Genomic DNA, 15,367 nt, shown 5'->3' with positions numbered 1-15,367 from the left:
CACGGCACGCCTCGCGCGCGTATGCGTGAAGGAAAAAAGTAGGGGGAAGGGTTAGGGACCTGGCCTATATGAGAGAGAGAGAGAGAGAGAGAGTACAAAATTATTTGGAATTACCAAATAATTTGCGATATTTTTTTCGTCTTTCTTCGTTAAAGAATTTAATACAGCACAAATAGAGCCTACACCTTTATTTCCTAATAAAGTGCAAACATTTGCCGAATTAATATTCTTTATGACTCTCATCGTTATTACGAGTTAATTTTATTTTAACTGGCCGCAAAGGTAGTGAGAATATATGAAACAAACAAGAAATTAGCTAAAAAATATAAAAACATTTATCTTTCCTTACTCTATACATCACCTTTATTAATTGATAACTAATCAGCAACAGTATTTATTTGCAAGAGGTTTCTTACCCTTACAACAGTGGACTCAAGAGCCTTACCATTGATTCCCACAATCGTTGTAGGAAAGAACGATGTGTAAGGTTTCGCACATCTTCTAAGGAAACACACTCTTCTTGGTCCTTTAAGAAGATATCCTTTACTTCTAATGCTATTTTCTTATCATAGAAGAAAGCATTTGCTTCAAAGTCATTCTCAAAGCTACGGAAGTCAACATTAGTAGAGCCAATCGTTGCTATGCTATCATCGGCAACAAGAAGTTTCGAATGATTAAAACCAGCCTTATATAAATAAACTTTTACTCCCGCCTTCACCGTATCTAAGACGTATGTGCGTGAAGCCCATTCCACAATCTTTGTGTCTGTCTCGTAAGGGATCATCAGTCTTACATCTACTCCCGACAAGGCTGCAGTACGCATCGCAAAGAGAATAGGGTCGGTAGGAAGGAAATAAGGGGTCTCCATATAGACATATCGCTTAGCACTGGCAAGCACCCTCACGTAACCTTGCTCAATCTCAGGCCATAAGCTTGTTGGACTACTGGTGACAATCTGAATAAGACTATCATTCTCCGCAACCTTACTAACAGGATAATAAACATGGTTGGTTATTAGTTCACGACTCACAAAGAACCAATCTACCAAAAAGGCACGTTGCAAACCATATACCGCTGCACCAGTTATCTTAACATGCGTATCACGCCAAGCCAATTTCTTTATCCCTTTCACATAACGATTGGCAATATTCATACCACCGATAAAACCCACCTCACCATCAATGACACATATCTTACGATGATTACGATAGTTCACCTTACTGGTAAAGATTGGGAAGCGTACAGGCATGAAGGCATATACTTTTATTCCTTCAGCACGCATACGGTCAAAGAAACGATTCTTTGTTTTCCAAGAACCTACATCATCATAGATGACACGTACCTCAACTCCTTGTCGTGCTTTATCAATCAAAGCATCAGCAACAATCTGTCCCAAGGGGTCACTGGCAATAATAAAAGTATCTAAATGAATATGATGTTCAGCCTTACCAATCTCCATTAACAAAGAAGGAAAGAACTCGTAACCAGAAGTATAGATCTCTGTTTCGTTGTTCTTAAAGGGTAAGACCCAGTTCTGATTCATGAAGAGCTTGATGAGTTCTCGATACTCATGAGGCAAATGAAGCCTTTTCTGCTCTACAAACTCCAGCATGGAATGCTTCGTCAGCTGGTCCATACTATACTGCCATATCTTTCGCTCCTTACGAGTTGTCTGACCGAAGAAGAAATAAAGAATGATACCTAACATTGGAATAAAGGTCAACACCAACATCCAAGCCATTGTTTTGGCTGGCTGTCGGTTATCCATCAATACGCGCACCATCACCATTATGACGATAACAACGTAGATGACTAAGAATACCCAATGTACGTAAATCATCTTTCTCCTCCTTTTCTTATCATTCTATCTTGGGAGTATTCTCCCCTGCTCTTCCCTCTTCTTTTTCTTTCTGCTTCTCCCTCAACTGTTGTATATGAGCCAACTGGCTTAAAACAAATTCCTTGTTTTCAGGTGTATGAAGCATGTTATGCAAATGATCTTCAGCCTCATCCAACTGCATAGTCTTAATTAACATATAAGCTTTTCGGCGTTGTAGGAAGTTTAAGAACGACTGAGGCATAGGGTTCTCACCCTCTTCATAATCGTTTGCTATCTCCACGTATCTATTAATCTGCTCACCTATCTGCATAAACGTACGGAAGTCTCCCATATTAACCAGGCAATTCACGTATGTCTCTATTTGTTCAATACTATTTGATTGAGCACTATATGCAAGGTAGTAATGGGCCCGCTCATACTGATGTAACGCATTATAGCAGAAACCCACCCAGAAAGCAACATCAAAGAAAGTCTCCCGTTCTCTCTTCTTTAGCTTATGGAAATCAAGTTGAAGACGCTTATAAACATTCTCTAAATAGGCCACTGCTTCATAGTAACGCTTCTGTCGATAGAGAACCTTACCCCGATAGATATACTCAGCAGTATTAATATTAACAATGTTAGCTATCAGCAACTGCTCATCCGTTAGTTGTTTCTGTTCGCCATTAGCCATTTTACTCTTCGCTTCCTTCCACATATAGACAAATTCATCATGGAACTGTTTAGCTGAACGGAGGTCGTAAGCCAACAAAACAGAACGCGACTGCACCTCTGTCTCCTGTGAATGGAATGATATATCAGCAGAAATATTCAATGGGAGAAGCGTTGCGACAACTTGATAGTAGAGTATGCTCTCACAGCTATCAGCTTGCTGAAGACTAAACATCATGCGCCGCCGCTTTGTAGGATGAGACGGAAGAAAGAACACAAGGTCGAGCATTGCCTTCTGACGAACAAAGCTGTTATCAGCTATCAACGCATCTGATAAGTTATAATTCGCAATAGCAGTACAGTCATCAAGGCACATCACCTTATCTGTCACTATCGTCAACTCAGAAAAGACAGCATCCGCCATACCAAACGCCCGTACCATCCACTGGCTTAACGTAGCAGCTGTCGCCTCATCATGTCGCCATCCAGGAACTGTCTCTTGGTTCATCAGCTCCATTTCTCTCAATAGAAAGAGCTCACGTCCAGCGTCTTTCAGCGTCCGCTCCACGTCTGCCGTTCCTATATTCCTTGCGTCACTCCTCACCTCATTGAAGTTTCTTATAAACGCATTCTGCCATGCGAAACAGTTTTGCATAGCCAATGACAATATATCCTTAGCCCGATATTGGTCTAAAAGAAGTGTCGTCATGATGTGTAGGTCTATGACATTCGTTTCCTCATTGACTGAGTAAGCAAAGCGAGGACCATCAGAATTGATATTAAACTGGTTGCACACATGACGTACAAGATTAATTTCTTCCATCTTCGCCTCGCCAAAATAGAGGAAAGACAACTCTATCTGTGGATGCTGAGCAGAGATGAATATACCAAAGTGACCGCTCTGAAAATCAAAGCGGACGATTATATCGTTACCATCTTTCTGCCAGTCTCCCGTACAGTTAAGCGACCTAAGGGCTTCTTTTATAATTCTCTTATTCTCGCTGACGTCAAGGTTTGACAGTTGAAGTGACGGTTTGAACAAATTTCTAAACATATTCATCATGCCAGAATATTACTACCTGTTTTCTTTGCCAGGCTACTACGAAGACTCTGAATCTTCATTATCTCTTCTATTATCTCTTGCATCTCTTTCGGGTCTTTCACCTGTTTTAGTCGTGCATTCAGCTCTTTCAAGCGAGAAGACACATACTCAAGACGTAAGTCAGCAACGAGGTGTAAGACACGATCACACAGTGTTTGTTCAGTTTCCTTCACCTGTAAACTCTCTGCAAGTTGGAAGCGATCAACACTTAGTCTTACTGCTACAGAGGCAATATTAATATCTGGATGCTGTGTAAAATACTCCTCTGCCTTGAAGTTTTCCTCCCCACTATGCTCTACAGCTTCGTGCAATATCCTTGTATATAACTCATTTGAAAAGCTGAGGTTGTCGTTCCCAAGGTCGCATGCTATGTACTGTGCTACGGTCACATTAACTATCTTCCCGCTATTATCATCCTTCACATTACGGAAGATAATCTTCTCGCCATCCCTAACTACAGCCTGAATGAGCATTTGTTCTACCTTTGATGCTGACTGATTAGACGTCATAGCCTGCGCCTCCTCACGCTGTTCCTCTATGTCTGCGGCCCGATGTTGCTGCTGTTCACGTGTCTGTTGTTCCCGATTAGAATAGATATTACGGTTCATCTGCTCCATCAGTGTACGCTCTGACACGCCCGTACGATTGGCACACTCACGTATATATGTGTCACGAAGTATTGGGTCTTTGATTACAGAGATGCTCTGAACGATAGACCCGACAGCCTCTGAACGCTTGATAGGGTCGGTGACTCCTTTCAAGAGTACGTTAATCTTAAAGACGATGAAGTCTGTCTGATTATCTTCAATATATTTTCTGAAATCCTCCGCACTGTAACTACGTGCAAACTCATCTGGGTCTTTACCGTCAGGAAGCAGTAGCACCTTCACGTTCATAGCCTCGGCTAAGAGCATATCTGTTCCTCGTAAGGCTGCATGCTGGCCTGCCTCATCACCATCATAGAGTAGAACAATATTAGAAGTGAAGCGATGAAGAAGACGTATCTGATGTACTGAGAGTGCCGTACCGCTATTGGCAACAACGTTCTCAATACCACACTGGTGCATAGAAACTACGTCGGTATATCCCTCCACCATATAGACAAGGTCGTGCTTGGCTATGGCTTTCTTTGCTTGATAGATGCCATAGAGTTCTCGCTCCTTATGATAGACAACGCTATCAGGTGAGTTGACATACTTCTGACTTACTCCCTTCGTACGAGAATCCAGCAGACGACCACCGAAGGCAGTCACCTTACCACTCACGCTCAGCCATGGGAACATCACTCGACCATTGAAGCGGTCGACGAGTTCGCCATTCTCTCGTTCAAAGCAAAGACCTGTCTTTACGAGAAACTCTTTCTGGAAGCCTGCCTTTAAGGCTGCATCAGCAAAGGCATGACGGCCCGAAAGGCAGAAACCTAACTGAAACTTATGGATGATATCATCTCTGAAACCACGGCTACGGAAGTACTGCATACCAATAGCCATCCCATCAACATCGTTGTGTAAGATGTCATTAAAGTATTTCGCAGCCCACTCATTGACCAAGAACATTGATTCTCGTTCATTCTCCTGCTGCTTTTCTTCATTCGTCAGTTCACGTTCATGCACCTCAATATGATACTTATTCGCAAGCCACTTAAGGGCTTCTGGATAAGTCAACTGCTCATGTTCCATGATAAACTTCACCACATTTCCCGCTGCGCCACATGAGAAGCATTTGTAAACACCTTTCACTGGACTAACAGAGAAAGATGGTGTACGGTCATCATGAAAAGGACACAAACCTTTATAGCTTGTTCCCGTCTTGCGTAAAGATACGAAATCGCTGATTACTTCAACGATGTTCGACGCATTCATAATCCTATCTACTGTCGGTCTATCTATCATTATGCTACAAAGATAACACAAACCAATGAGATAGCAAAGTTAGAACAAGAAAAAGATAGATACCTCCTACAAGAAAGCCTTGACATAAACAGTCGACATCTATACCAAGATTTGATAAAATTCTCACACTGGATTCAATAAACGTTATATTCTTTCTTCACATCCTGCAGCAATTCCTCTTGTCTTCTTTCCTTTTTGCTCATAATAATCTTCATTGCAAAAGGTTGGGGCAATAGAAGAAATTCTGTTCCTTCACCGACCTCGTTTTTCAGATAAGGTTGTGCCTCATAAATAGAGGTAACATTATAAACTTCAACTCCTTTTTTCTTCTTTCCGTCAAACTCTTCCTGAATATAATTAGAATAGCGACAACTACTTAGGTAAAAGGAGTTATCCAATGAACGATACTCTACCTCAACATCAATCTGCCAGTCCTTATATTGATGTCCGTATATAGCATTGATTGTTGAGCGCACAAGTGCATTAGTACGGTGCTGTACATTATAAGCCAAACCCGTAGAACGTTTTGCCCTGAGGATGACATTTTGTAGGGTATCTATACATAAATAGCCCGAATCTTTCCAATCTATTTTCGACTTGAATAGGAGTTTTACCACATTGACACCCAAGCTTTCAGACTCATTATCCACATAGAACCGATGTTCCTTCACAAACTTCTCATCCATATCAGAAACAAAGTCATGGTAAAGCGTATTTTTAAGGTTACTATAGTCACAACCAGCTGACTTATCCTTAAAGGTGATAACATTCTGCAAGGGAGAGATTTCAAAGAGTTCCTTCTTTCTTACCAGTCCATTACTTACAAAGCGATATAACACCGTATCGCCTACATTCTGTGTCTGATACTCATATCTTAGAACTCCATTACTTCTATACTTCTTTGCTTTCGTCTTTACAAATTTCATCAACATGGGTTTAATCCATGCTGGCTCGCCCGCAGGACTCACGACAACTTCCGAAAGCAACTGCATACTTTGCTCCATAAACAGTGTATCAGACAATACTTTCACGCTTTCTTTCTGATAGTTTATATGCGAGATCATCAGATTATCAAAAGCAAAATCCACAACGACTCTCCCCTGTTGGTCGCTAAACGTACTCCTCACTTTCCCCATGTAGGTGGTATATACACTTGCTCTGCTCACTGGGATATTATTTGCTTTATCCCAAATAACGAACGTCTTCTGCGCAAATGAAGTCACAGAAAAACATAAAAAACAATGCTAACGATAGTACGTTTATTCATTTGCTATATTAACTTTATTTATTTGCAAAATTCTTTTATCTTCAAGGAACTACAAGTATCAAAACTTCAAAAGGGTTAGAACTCACCACGCAAAGATATGAAAAAATAAAAGTACACACAATATTATCTTCTTATATTAGATAAATTATGTACTTATAAACATATTGTATCATAACTATACACGCCCTTCTTCACCATGATACATACAACTTCAAGGAATTATTTTCATGAAAAGAAATATTTATTTTCACGACAAAAAATATTTATTTACGTGAAAATAATGCCGAGATGAGCAAATATAACAAGATAGAACAAGCTATAAAAGAGCTTTCTGATAGAACTTTTCCATTGGAATTAAGGGTTTTATAAATAGTAAAAAAGAAGTTGCCTTCCATCAACCCCTACACTATTTTTACGATATACATTCAAGTTTAAATCAGTTATTGGGATTCTACTTCCGTAAAACAAATGAGGGTACAACTCTCTTAAACTACAACACCTCCTCTAACTCCAACAAAACAGCTCATAGGATAGTTCCTAACAATCATAAACACAGTAAAGCTGTTTTTTGTGCAACTTTTTTGTTTATGTTGCAAAAAAGCTGTACTTTTGCCCCCAACCAAAGCTATTGAATATTAAATAACACATTATTATATTTATGAGTTTGAAAATTGTAGTACTTGCAAAGCAGGTACCTGACACAAGAAACGTGGGTAAAGATGCCATGACAGCAGAGGGAACAGTAAACCGTGCCGCCCTGCCTGCCATCTTCAACCCAGAAGACCTAAACGCTCTGGAGCAAGCGCTAAGACTAAAAGAACAAAATCCTGGCTCTACTGTAGGCATATTAACCATGGGACCTCCACGTGCTGGAGAGATTATCAGACAGGGTCTCTATCGTGGTGCTGACACAGGTTGGCTGCTTACCGACCGTAAGTTTGCTGGTGCTGACACTCTCGCTACTTCTTATGCTTTAGCGACAGCTGTACAGAAAATCGGTGATGTAGACATTATCATCGGTGGACGACAGGCTATCGATGGTGATACAGCACAGGTAGGACCACAGGTTGCACAGAAGTTAGGCCTAAATCAAGTTACTTACGCAGAGGAAATCCTAAAGATAGAGGATGGTAAAGCAACTATCCGCCGCCATATTGATGGTGGTGTAGAGACTGTCGTAGCACCATTGCCAGTTCTCATTACCGTGAACGGCACTGCTGCTCCTGCCCGTCCTTGCAATGCTAAGCTTGTCATGAAATACAAGTATGCTACCTGTCCGATGGAGCGCAAGGGCGATGAACCTTGGGCACAACTCTACGAGGAGCGTCCTTATCTCACACTGAACCAGTGGTCAGTTGCCGATGTCAACGGTGATGAGGCACAGTGTGGTTTAAGTGGTTCACCTACAAAGGTCAAGACTGTGCAGAATATTGTATTCCAAGCTAAGGAGAGCAAGACGCTCACTGGCTCAGACGAGGACGTTGAAGGACTCATCAAAGAACTGTTAGGAGAGAAGATTATTGGTTAAAAAACGACAGAACAACTAACCAACAAAACAAGCGACTGGCCCATCCCCTCCCCCAGAGGGAGGGGCGTAGAATGTCCTGATGCTTTATATTAGCTATAGACATCATAAGGGAAAGAAAATTTATGAACAACCTTCTAATAAGCCAGTTACCCTACAGCAAGTGACACATTTCACTCCCCTCCCTCTGGGGGAGGGGTAAGGGAGAGGGGCCAGTTGGAGCCACTTAGGCTAGTTAGTTGGATTAGTACTTGGTCGAACATTTGATTTATGAACAACGTATTTGTATATTGCGAAATAGAGGAAACCACCGTACAGGAGGTTTCACAGGAGCTGTTGACCAAGGGTCGCAAGCTCGCAAATGAGTTAGGTGTGGAACTCCATGCCATCGCTGCCGGTAGTGGTATTAAGGGAAAGGTAGAAGACCAAATCCTGCCATACGGCGTAGACAAACTCTTTGTCTTTGATGGTGAAGGACTCTTCCCTTACACATCAGCACCACACACAGACATTCTTGTAAACCTCTTCACCGAAGAGAAGCCACAGATTTGTTTGATGGGTGCTACCGTTATCGGTCGTGACCTCGGTCCACGTGTATCGTCATCCTTGACCAGTGGTCTTACTGCTGATTGTACTCAACTTGAGATAGGTGACTACGAAGACAAGAAAGCTGGCAAGCGTTATGAGAACCTTCTCTATCAGATTCGTCCTGCTTTCGGTGGTAACATCGTCGCTACTATCGTCAATCCTGACCACCGTCCACAGATGGCTACCGTACGCTCTGGCGTTATGCAGAAGGCTGTCTATGAGGGTAAGGCAAAGGGTGAGGTTGTCTATCCAGATGTTGCGAAGTATGTACCAGAGGTTGACTATGTCGTAAAGGTTATCGACCGTCATGTCGAGCCAGCACAGAACAATTTAAAGGGTGCGCCAATCGTTATCGCTGGTGGCTACGGTGTTGGTTCTAAGGAAGGTTTCGACCTACTCTTTAAGTTAGCTAAAGAGCTTCATGGAGAGGTTGGTGCCAGCCGTGCAGCAGTTGATGCAGGATGGGTAGACCACGACCGTCAGATTGGTCAGACCGGTGTCACCGTCCATCCAAAGGTTTACATCGCTTGTGGTATCTCTGGCCAGATTCAGCATATCGCTGGTATGCAGGACAGTGGTATCATCATCTCTATCAACAACGACCCAGACGCACCTATCAATGCCATCGCAGACTATGTCATCAATGGCACCGTTGAAGAGGTTGTTCCGAAGTTGATAAAGTATTATAAGCAGAATAGTAAGTAACAAAGAAGTGGCCCCTCCCCCTTGCCCCTCCCCCGAAGGGAGGGGAGTAAAATGCGAAAAGGGAATAAGAGGACTACTGTCGCTAAATACTTATTATCACAAGAGGCATAGCGTGTATAATCATTGACTAACTACCGACCTATGACTAAAGAAAATAGAAAGAAGTGCACCTACAAGACAGCCTCACCTGACAGGTACCATATTCTAAAGGACTTTGCAAAGGAGAATCGGATGGATATGACTTTGGCTGAAGAGGTTCTTTGGAAGGAATTAAAGGGTACAAGAGGCGACTGTCATTTCAGAAGACAGCATCCTATAGGTGACTTTATTGTAGACTTTGTATGTCTTTCACAGAACTTAGTCATAGAAGTAGATGGGGCTTACCATAAGCAACCTCTACAAGAGGTAGACGATGAAACAAGAACAGAATACCTTAACGAGATGGGCTTTAATGTTCTTAGATTCACTAACGAAGAAATATACACGGACATAGACAATGTGATAGAACAAATAACCGAATTTATAAACAACGAATAAAAAGAGTCCCCTAACCGTAAGAATCAATACATTCTACTCCCCTCCCTTTGGGGGAGGGGCAAGGGGGAGGGGCCACTCTTACATTTTTTATCATGGCAAATTATTATACTGACCACCCAGAAATAGCGTTTCACTTGGAGCACCCATTGATGAAACGCATCGTAGAACTGAAAGAGCGTAACTACGCTGATGCTTCTACACACGCTGACGCACCGGTAAACTATGAGGATGCTATAGAGAATTACAAGCGCATCTTGGATATCACTGGTGACATAACAGCAAATATCATTGCACCTAACTCTGAGGCTGTCGACCTTGAAGGTCCACACCTCATCGACAACCGTATGCACTATGCCAGCAAGACCTTGGAGAACATTGAGGCTACACGTCAGGCTGGATTGTGGGGTGTTTCTATGCCTCGCCGCTATGGTGGACTGAACTTACCGAACGTAGTATTCTCTATGATGTCTGAGTTGATTGCTGCTGCCGATGCTGGTTTCCAGAACATCTGGTCTTTGCAGTCTTGTATCGACACACTCTATGAGTTTGGTAATGAGGAGCAGCGCCAGAAATATATACCACGTATCTGTGCTGGCGAGATGATGTCAATGGACCTCACCGAGCCTGATGCTGGTTCCGACCTTCAGCGTGTAATGCTCAAGGCTACCTTCGATGAGAAGGAGAACTGCTGGCGTCTGAATGGTGTGAAACGTTTCATTACCAATGGCGACTCTGACATCCACCTCGTTCTTGCACGTTCAGAAGAGGGTACACGTGATGGTCGTGGTCTTTCAATGTTCATCTATGACAAGCGTAATGGCGGTGTTGACGTACGTCATATCGAGCATAAACTCGGTATCCATGGTTCTCCTACCTGCGAGCTTGTTTACAAGAATGCGAAGGCAGAACTCTGTGGTAATGTCCGCATGGGTCTTATCAAGTACGTAATGGCATTGATGAACGGTGCTCGTCTTGGTATTGCAGCACAGTCTGTTGGTCTTGAGCAGGAGGCTTACAACGAGGGATTGGCTTACGCTAAGGACCGTGCACAGTTCGGTAAGAAGATTGTCAACTTCCCTGCTGTCTATGATATGCTCTCTCGTATGAAGGCGAAACTCGATGCTGGTCGTTCTCTCTTGTATCAGACAGCACGCTACGTTGATATCTACAAGGCATTGGAAGATATCGCACGTGACCAGAAGCTCACCCCTGAGGAGCGTCAGGAGATGAAGAAGTACAACCGTCTTGCCGATGCTTTCACACCATTGTCAAAGGGTATTAACTCTGAGTATGCTAACCAGACAGCCTACGACTCTATCTCTATCCACGGTGGTTCAGGTTTCATTATGGAGTATAAGTGTCAGCGTCTGTACCGTGATGCACGTATCTTCTCTATCTATGAGGGTACAACACAGTTGCAGGTTGTTGCTGCCGTGCGCTACATCACCAATGGCACTTACCTTTCTATCATGAAGGAAATGCTCGAAGCTGAACTTGCTTGCGACTGTATGCAGGGCCTGCGCGACCGTGTTGCCAAACTTGTTCAACTCTACGAAGAGGCTGTTGAGAAGGTGAACGCAAGCGAAAACCAGGATGTTCACGATTTCCTTGCACGCCGTCTTTACAACATGACAGCCGACATCATCGGTTCTCTCCTCCTTATCGAGGATGCTTCTAAGGCACCAGACCTCTTCAAGAAGTCTGCCCATGTCTTTGTTCGCATGGCTGAGGAAGAGGTTATCGGCCACGCTGCTTACATCAAAGCCTTCAACCCAGAAGACCTCGAACAGTTCAAGGCTGTGGAGGAAGAGACGGAAGAAGCGTAATCCTTTCATTAGGATTAATACCATACAAAAGCAACTGAGCACTATGCTTGGTTGCTTTTTTCGTTACTGAATTAGCGCTGATAATATTCGTCCATGGCCCTTCTTCGCCCCACTAAAGCTATTGGCAACAACAAAGCCGATATACCGAGCGAGGGGAAGAAAAACTGAAATAATTATAAATCTTGGTGGTTATCTGCTTATTTATACCTACCTTTGTCACGCACATTAAAAGGAGAAACAAGATGAAAAGATATTTTCAAGCAAGTATGTTACTAATGGGCTTATTGCTCATTCAGTCGACAAAGGCATCTGCACAATGCCCTATCAAGGAGCAGATAATGAATGGTGACGATGGCGGAGAAGGTTTAGAGAAGGCTAACCGAGAACGGGATAAGACTCCGGTCAGCCACACGCTGATTATCTTCTTCGACAAGAAGACGGGTAGTAAACCACTCTTAAAAGCCATCAAGAAGCAGGGCTGCACCCTACTCTATAAATACAAGGAGTTCAGTGGGGTTGCTGTTAAGGTTGACGAGAAGCACGACATTGATCAAGCTATCGCTGATTTCAAGAAAGTAAAAGGTGTGACGAGTGTCAACAAAGACGGTATCATGCAAATACAGTAACTGCCCCTATCCTAAGACTAAAAGTCAAGCCATAATGTGAGTAGCATTGTGGCTTATTTTTTCCACCTCAAATGCGATGTCAGTTCGCTCAAAACTGGTAGTGACGAAACCCACTTTTATAAGCAAGAAATAACCCCTAATACTACGAAAAAAGTTTTATTTTTAGTTGCTGTCACATTTAACATTTCACGCAACCACACTATCATCCAATAAGTTAAGAGCCAAACTTGCATGACAGAAATGACAGGAAAATTATTTTTCAAGGATTTCCTTCTCCTTAAAGAATAATTGATTCACTACCTTAAAAGCAACTTTATACAAACATCACAGCTAACCATTCACTAAGAAATAACATTTAATACGCTATCAGAAAGAAATAGTTGTGAAGATAATAAATTTATCGTATATTTGCAGAGGAATTATCCTTTAATAAGATTTTCACAATGTTGAGCAGAGTTATCATAGATGGATACAAGTCTATCCAACATACAAATGTAGAACTAAGACCTATCAATATCTTGATTGGCTCAAATGGTGTTGGCAAGACTAATTTCATTTCTTTCTTCAAGCTGATAAACATCATCTATGAACAACGCCTACATAACTATACGATGCAGAACAGTGCTGAGAGGTTGTTTCACTATGGTTTGAAGCAAACCAGCGAACTAAAAGGATATTTAGCATTTGAAGATAATGCCTATGAGGTAAGACTTCAGGCACGAGACAACGGAAGTCTGTTTATTGCCGAAGAAAGAAGCTACTACCAGTCAAGCTCCTTCAATGTTTCAAACATAGATGAGAGCCAAATTAAGAACTCATCAAATTATAGAGACAGGTGGCTTAGAGACTATCTGCAAAGCTATAAAATCTTCCATTTCCACGACACAAGTAAAGGTGCACCATTGAGGAGTAGTGCTAATATTAACGACAACCGCTACCTCAAGACAGACGGAAGTAACCTCCCAGCCTTTCTCTTCATGTTGCAAGAGAAGTATCCGAAGACTCTAAGAAGGATAGAGTTGACTATCCGTTCAGTCATGCCTTACTTTGGTAATTTCTCTTTAGCACCATCTCTACTTGATGAAAGCCAAATCAACTTACAGTGGAGTGACATCGAAAACAATGAGAAGTATTTCGATGCCAACGACTTGTCTGATGGTAGCATACGCTTCATTGCACTGGCTACCCTGTTGTTGCAACCTACCTTACCAAAAGTCATTATCATTGACGAACCAGAACTTGGTCTTCATCCAACAGCTATTGTTAAGTTGGCTGGCATGATAAAGTCTGTTGCTTCCAGAGGTTGTCAGATTATCGTATCCACGCAATCTGTAAACCTTATCAATAACTTTGACGCAGAAGATATTATCACTGTCGACCGCAAAGATAAGCAATCTACCTTCAACAGACTAAACAACGACACATTACAACATTGGTTAAATGATTACTCCTTAGGAGAATTATGGACAAAAAGTATCATCAATGGACAACCGACCCTACTATGAAAAGACTCGTAATAATCGCAGAAGGCGAGACTGAAGAAAGTTTCGTCAATAACATACTTCGCCCTTTTTTTGTTCCAAAGGACTATACAATACCATACAATGCTTTAAGACAAAACACTCACATGGTGGAATGTCTAAATATTCTTACATCAAGAAAGACATTCTGAACACGATATATGAGAGCGATGTTGTCGTTTCTATGATGATAGACTTTTATCGTCTACCATCAGACTTCCCCGGTTTTGGCGAGCTTTCAAATTCTCAAACCCATCAAGAGCAGGCTGACCTACTCGAAACAAGAATAAAGGAAGACTTAGAAGAAACCCAAAACCAGAGATTTGAGAACTTTATCCCTTACATTCAACTACATGAATTTGAGACCTTAGTCTTTGCTTCTGCCAATGGCATAGACATCTTATTCGACAGAGACGAAATAGATTTTAAAGGGTTAATGAATGTCGTCGAGGAGTATCCTAACCCCGAAGAAATTAATAACTATCCTGACACAGCCCCTTCTGTTCGGTTGAAAAAACTCATTCCAGGTTACAATAAAGTACTACATGGTATAGATATTATTAATACGGTGGGTATCTCTGAGTTACTTGAGAAGTGTCCCAGATTCAAGACTTGGATAGAAAGTATGGTAGAGGCACTTGTATAACCAAGCCACCACAACCATACTCTCCACACTTATTCCCTTACCGACTCATTGTCAATATAAGTTCCTTCCCTTTCTCTAAGTTTACAGTTCCGCTATAAATCTGGTTATCTTTGTTTATCTGTTTATCGGCGGTAGTGTGATGAATCTCCAACTGGTAGTTGCCAGAAGGGATATTATTTATCTTGAAATCAACATCATAACGACAGATGCAGTTTGTCATCATGTCCTTATCGGGATACAGGATGAGAATAAGCTTACCCTCACTGCTGCTTGCTCCTACATGGAACAGGTCGATTGCACAGTTATCCATGACGTCTACAAAACGGGCCGTGACAGTATTGTCCGCACCGAGTAGGAGACGTAACACAGACCGCTGCCCCATAAATTGATTATAGTAATCAGGCCGAGACTCCATCAGAGAGGCTGAGGCTTTGCAGCCTGACGACTTCACATCACTTATCCCAACATTCCCAACAACTGCGTTCTCCGTCGTACATGACAACATTAGCACTGACAGACAGCATATAGTCAGACAGTTAATAGCTTTCCAATATTTCATACGTATATCTATTTATAGGGTTAGTTAACACAAAAGTTTCTTTGCAAATATAGTGTTTTATTTTGTAGAATACAACTCTTTTC

At 42.0% G+C, this 15,367-nt stretch carries 13 protein-coding genes; 7 read left to right on the top strand and 6 right to left on the bottom strand.

The window, feature by feature from the left end; translation table 11 throughout:
* Window positions 1-51 precede the first annotated feature (51 nt).
* From HMPREF0666_RS17920 to HMPREF0666_RS05720, 5 genes are all read right to left on the bottom strand, one after another.
* Window positions 52-243: a hypothetical protein gene (locus HMPREF0666_RS17920; protein WP_009011410.1), complete on the bottom strand. Its 192-nt coding sequence runs from the start codon at window positions 241-243 to the stop codon at window positions 52-54.
* Between the two features lie 175 nt (window positions 244-418).
* Entirely contained in the window at window positions 419-1,840 is a 1,422-nt protein-coding gene (gene cls, locus HMPREF0666_RS05735) for a cardiolipin synthase (protein WP_009011409.1), read from the bottom strand.
* Window positions 1,841-1,859: 19 nt separating this feature from the next.
* Window positions 1,860-3,545 carry a hypothetical protein gene (locus HMPREF0666_RS05730; RefSeq protein WP_232214064.1) on the bottom strand — a complete coding sequence of 562 codons (1,686 nt, stop codon included), beginning with the start codon at window positions 3,543-3,545 and terminating at the stop codon, window positions 1,860-1,862.
* 5 nt (window positions 3,546-3,550) lie between these two features.
* Window positions 3,551-5,485: a DNA primase gene (dnaG, locus tag HMPREF0666_RS05725; RefSeq protein WP_198010537.1), complete on the bottom strand. Its 1,935-nt coding sequence runs from the start codon at window positions 5,483-5,485 to the stop codon at window positions 3,551-3,553.
* A gap of 134 nt (window positions 5,486-5,619) precedes the next feature.
* On the bottom strand, window positions 5,620-6,651 hold the full coding sequence (locus tag HMPREF0666_RS05720) for a hypothetical protein (RefSeq protein ID WP_009011406.1): 1,032 nt from the start codon (window positions 6,649-6,651) through the stop codon (window positions 5,620-5,622).
* Between the two features lie 759 nt (window positions 6,652-7,410).
* Here HMPREF0666_RS05720 and HMPREF0666_RS05715 point away from each other — a divergent pair.
* From HMPREF0666_RS05715 to HMPREF0666_RS05685, 7 genes are all read left to right on the top strand, one after another.
* Window positions 7,411-8,280, top strand: a complete 870-nt coding sequence (locus HMPREF0666_RS05715) for an electron transfer flavoprotein subunit beta/FixA family protein (RefSeq protein ID WP_009011405.1) — start codon at window positions 7,411-7,413, stop codon at window positions 8,278-8,280.
* Between the two features lie 267 nt (window positions 8,281-8,547).
* Window positions 8,548-9,570: an electron transfer flavoprotein subunit alpha/FixB family protein gene (locus HMPREF0666_RS05710; protein ID WP_009011404.1), complete on the top strand. Its 1,023-nt coding sequence runs from the start codon at window positions 8,548-8,550 to the stop codon at window positions 9,568-9,570.
* Window positions 9,571-9,711: 141 nt separating this feature from the next.
* Entirely contained in the window at window positions 9,712-10,107 is a 396-nt protein-coding gene (locus HMPREF0666_RS05705) for an endonuclease domain-containing protein (protein WP_009011403.1), read from the top strand.
* 92 nt (window positions 10,108-10,199) lie between these two features.
* Window positions 10,200-11,933, top strand: a complete 1,734-nt coding sequence (locus HMPREF0666_RS05700) for an acyl-CoA dehydrogenase family protein (protein WP_009011402.1) — start codon at window positions 10,200-10,202, stop codon at window positions 11,931-11,933.
* Window positions 11,934-12,175: 242 nt separating this feature from the next.
* A complete protein-coding gene (locus HMPREF0666_RS05695; protein WP_009011401.1) occupies window positions 12,176-12,559 on the top strand; it encodes a hypothetical protein in 384 nt (127 codons plus the stop codon).
* A 443-nt stretch (window positions 12,560-13,002) separates the two neighbouring features.
* Window positions 13,003-14,064, top strand: coding sequence for an AAA family ATPase (locus HMPREF0666_RS05690; protein ID WP_009011400.1), 1,062 nt, complete (start codon window positions 13,003-13,005; stop codon window positions 14,062-14,064).
* Window positions 14,065-14,158: 94 nt separating this feature from the next.
* Window positions 14,159-14,725 carry a DUF4276 family protein gene (locus tag HMPREF0666_RS05685; RefSeq protein WP_232214076.1) on the top strand — a complete coding sequence of 189 codons (567 nt, stop codon included), beginning with the start codon at window positions 14,159-14,161 and terminating at the stop codon, window positions 14,723-14,725.
* Between the two features lie 37 nt (window positions 14,726-14,762).
* Here HMPREF0666_RS05685 and HMPREF0666_RS05680 read toward each other — a convergent pair whose 3' ends face one another.
* On the bottom strand, window positions 14,763-15,284 hold the full coding sequence (locus HMPREF0666_RS05680) for a hypothetical protein (RefSeq protein WP_009011397.1): 522 nt from the start codon (window positions 15,282-15,284) through the stop codon (window positions 14,763-14,765).
* Window positions 15,285-15,367 lie beyond the last annotated feature (83 nt).

It is taken from the genome of Prevotella sp. C561 (assembly GCF_000224595.1).
Classification (GTDB): Bacteria; Bacteroidota; Bacteroidia; order Bacteroidales; family Bacteroidaceae; genus Prevotella; species Prevotella jejuni.
This window is presented reverse-complemented; position numbering and strand designations above follow the sequence as displayed.

Excerpts from the sequence above, each read along its gene's own strand:
- HMPREF0666_RS17920 (WP_009011410.1), bottom strand. The coding sequence starts at position 243 with ATGAGAGTCATAAAGAATATTAATTCGGCAAATGTTTGCACTTTATTA.
- cls (WP_009011409.1), bottom strand. The coding sequence starts at position 1,840 with ATGATTTACGTACATTGGGTATTCTTAGTCATCTACGTTGTTATCGTC.
- HMPREF0666_RS05730 (WP_232214064.1), bottom strand. The coding sequence starts at position 3,545 with ATGTTTAGAAATTTGTTCAAACCGTCACTTCAACTGTCAAACCTTGAC.
- dnaG (WP_198010537.1), bottom strand. The coding sequence starts at position 5,485 with ATGATAGATAGACCGACAGTAGATAGGATTATGAATGCGTCGAACATC.
- HMPREF0666_RS05715 (WP_009011405.1), top strand. The coding sequence starts at position 7,411 with ATGAGTTTGAAAATTGTAGTACTTGCAAAGCAGGTACCTGACACAAGA.
- HMPREF0666_RS05710 (WP_009011404.1), top strand. The coding sequence starts at position 8,548 with ATGAACAACGTATTTGTATATTGCGAAATAGAGGAAACCACCGTACAG.
- HMPREF0666_RS05705 (WP_009011403.1), top strand. The coding sequence starts at position 9,712 with ATGACTAAAGAAAATAGAAAGAAGTGCACCTACAAGACAGCCTCACCT.
- HMPREF0666_RS05700 (WP_009011402.1), top strand. The coding sequence starts at position 10,200 with ATGGCAAATTATTATACTGACCACCCAGAAATAGCGTTTCACTTGGAG.
- HMPREF0666_RS05695 (WP_009011401.1), top strand. The coding sequence starts at position 12,176 with ATGAAAAGATATTTTCAAGCAAGTATGTTACTAATGGGCTTATTGCTC.
- HMPREF0666_RS05690 (WP_009011400.1), top strand. The coding sequence starts at position 13,003 with ATGTTGAGCAGAGTTATCATAGATGGATACAAGTCTATCCAACATACA.
- HMPREF0666_RS05680 (WP_009011397.1), bottom strand. The coding sequence starts at position 15,284 with ATGAAATATTGGAAAGCTATTAACTGTCTGACTATATGCTGTCTGTCA.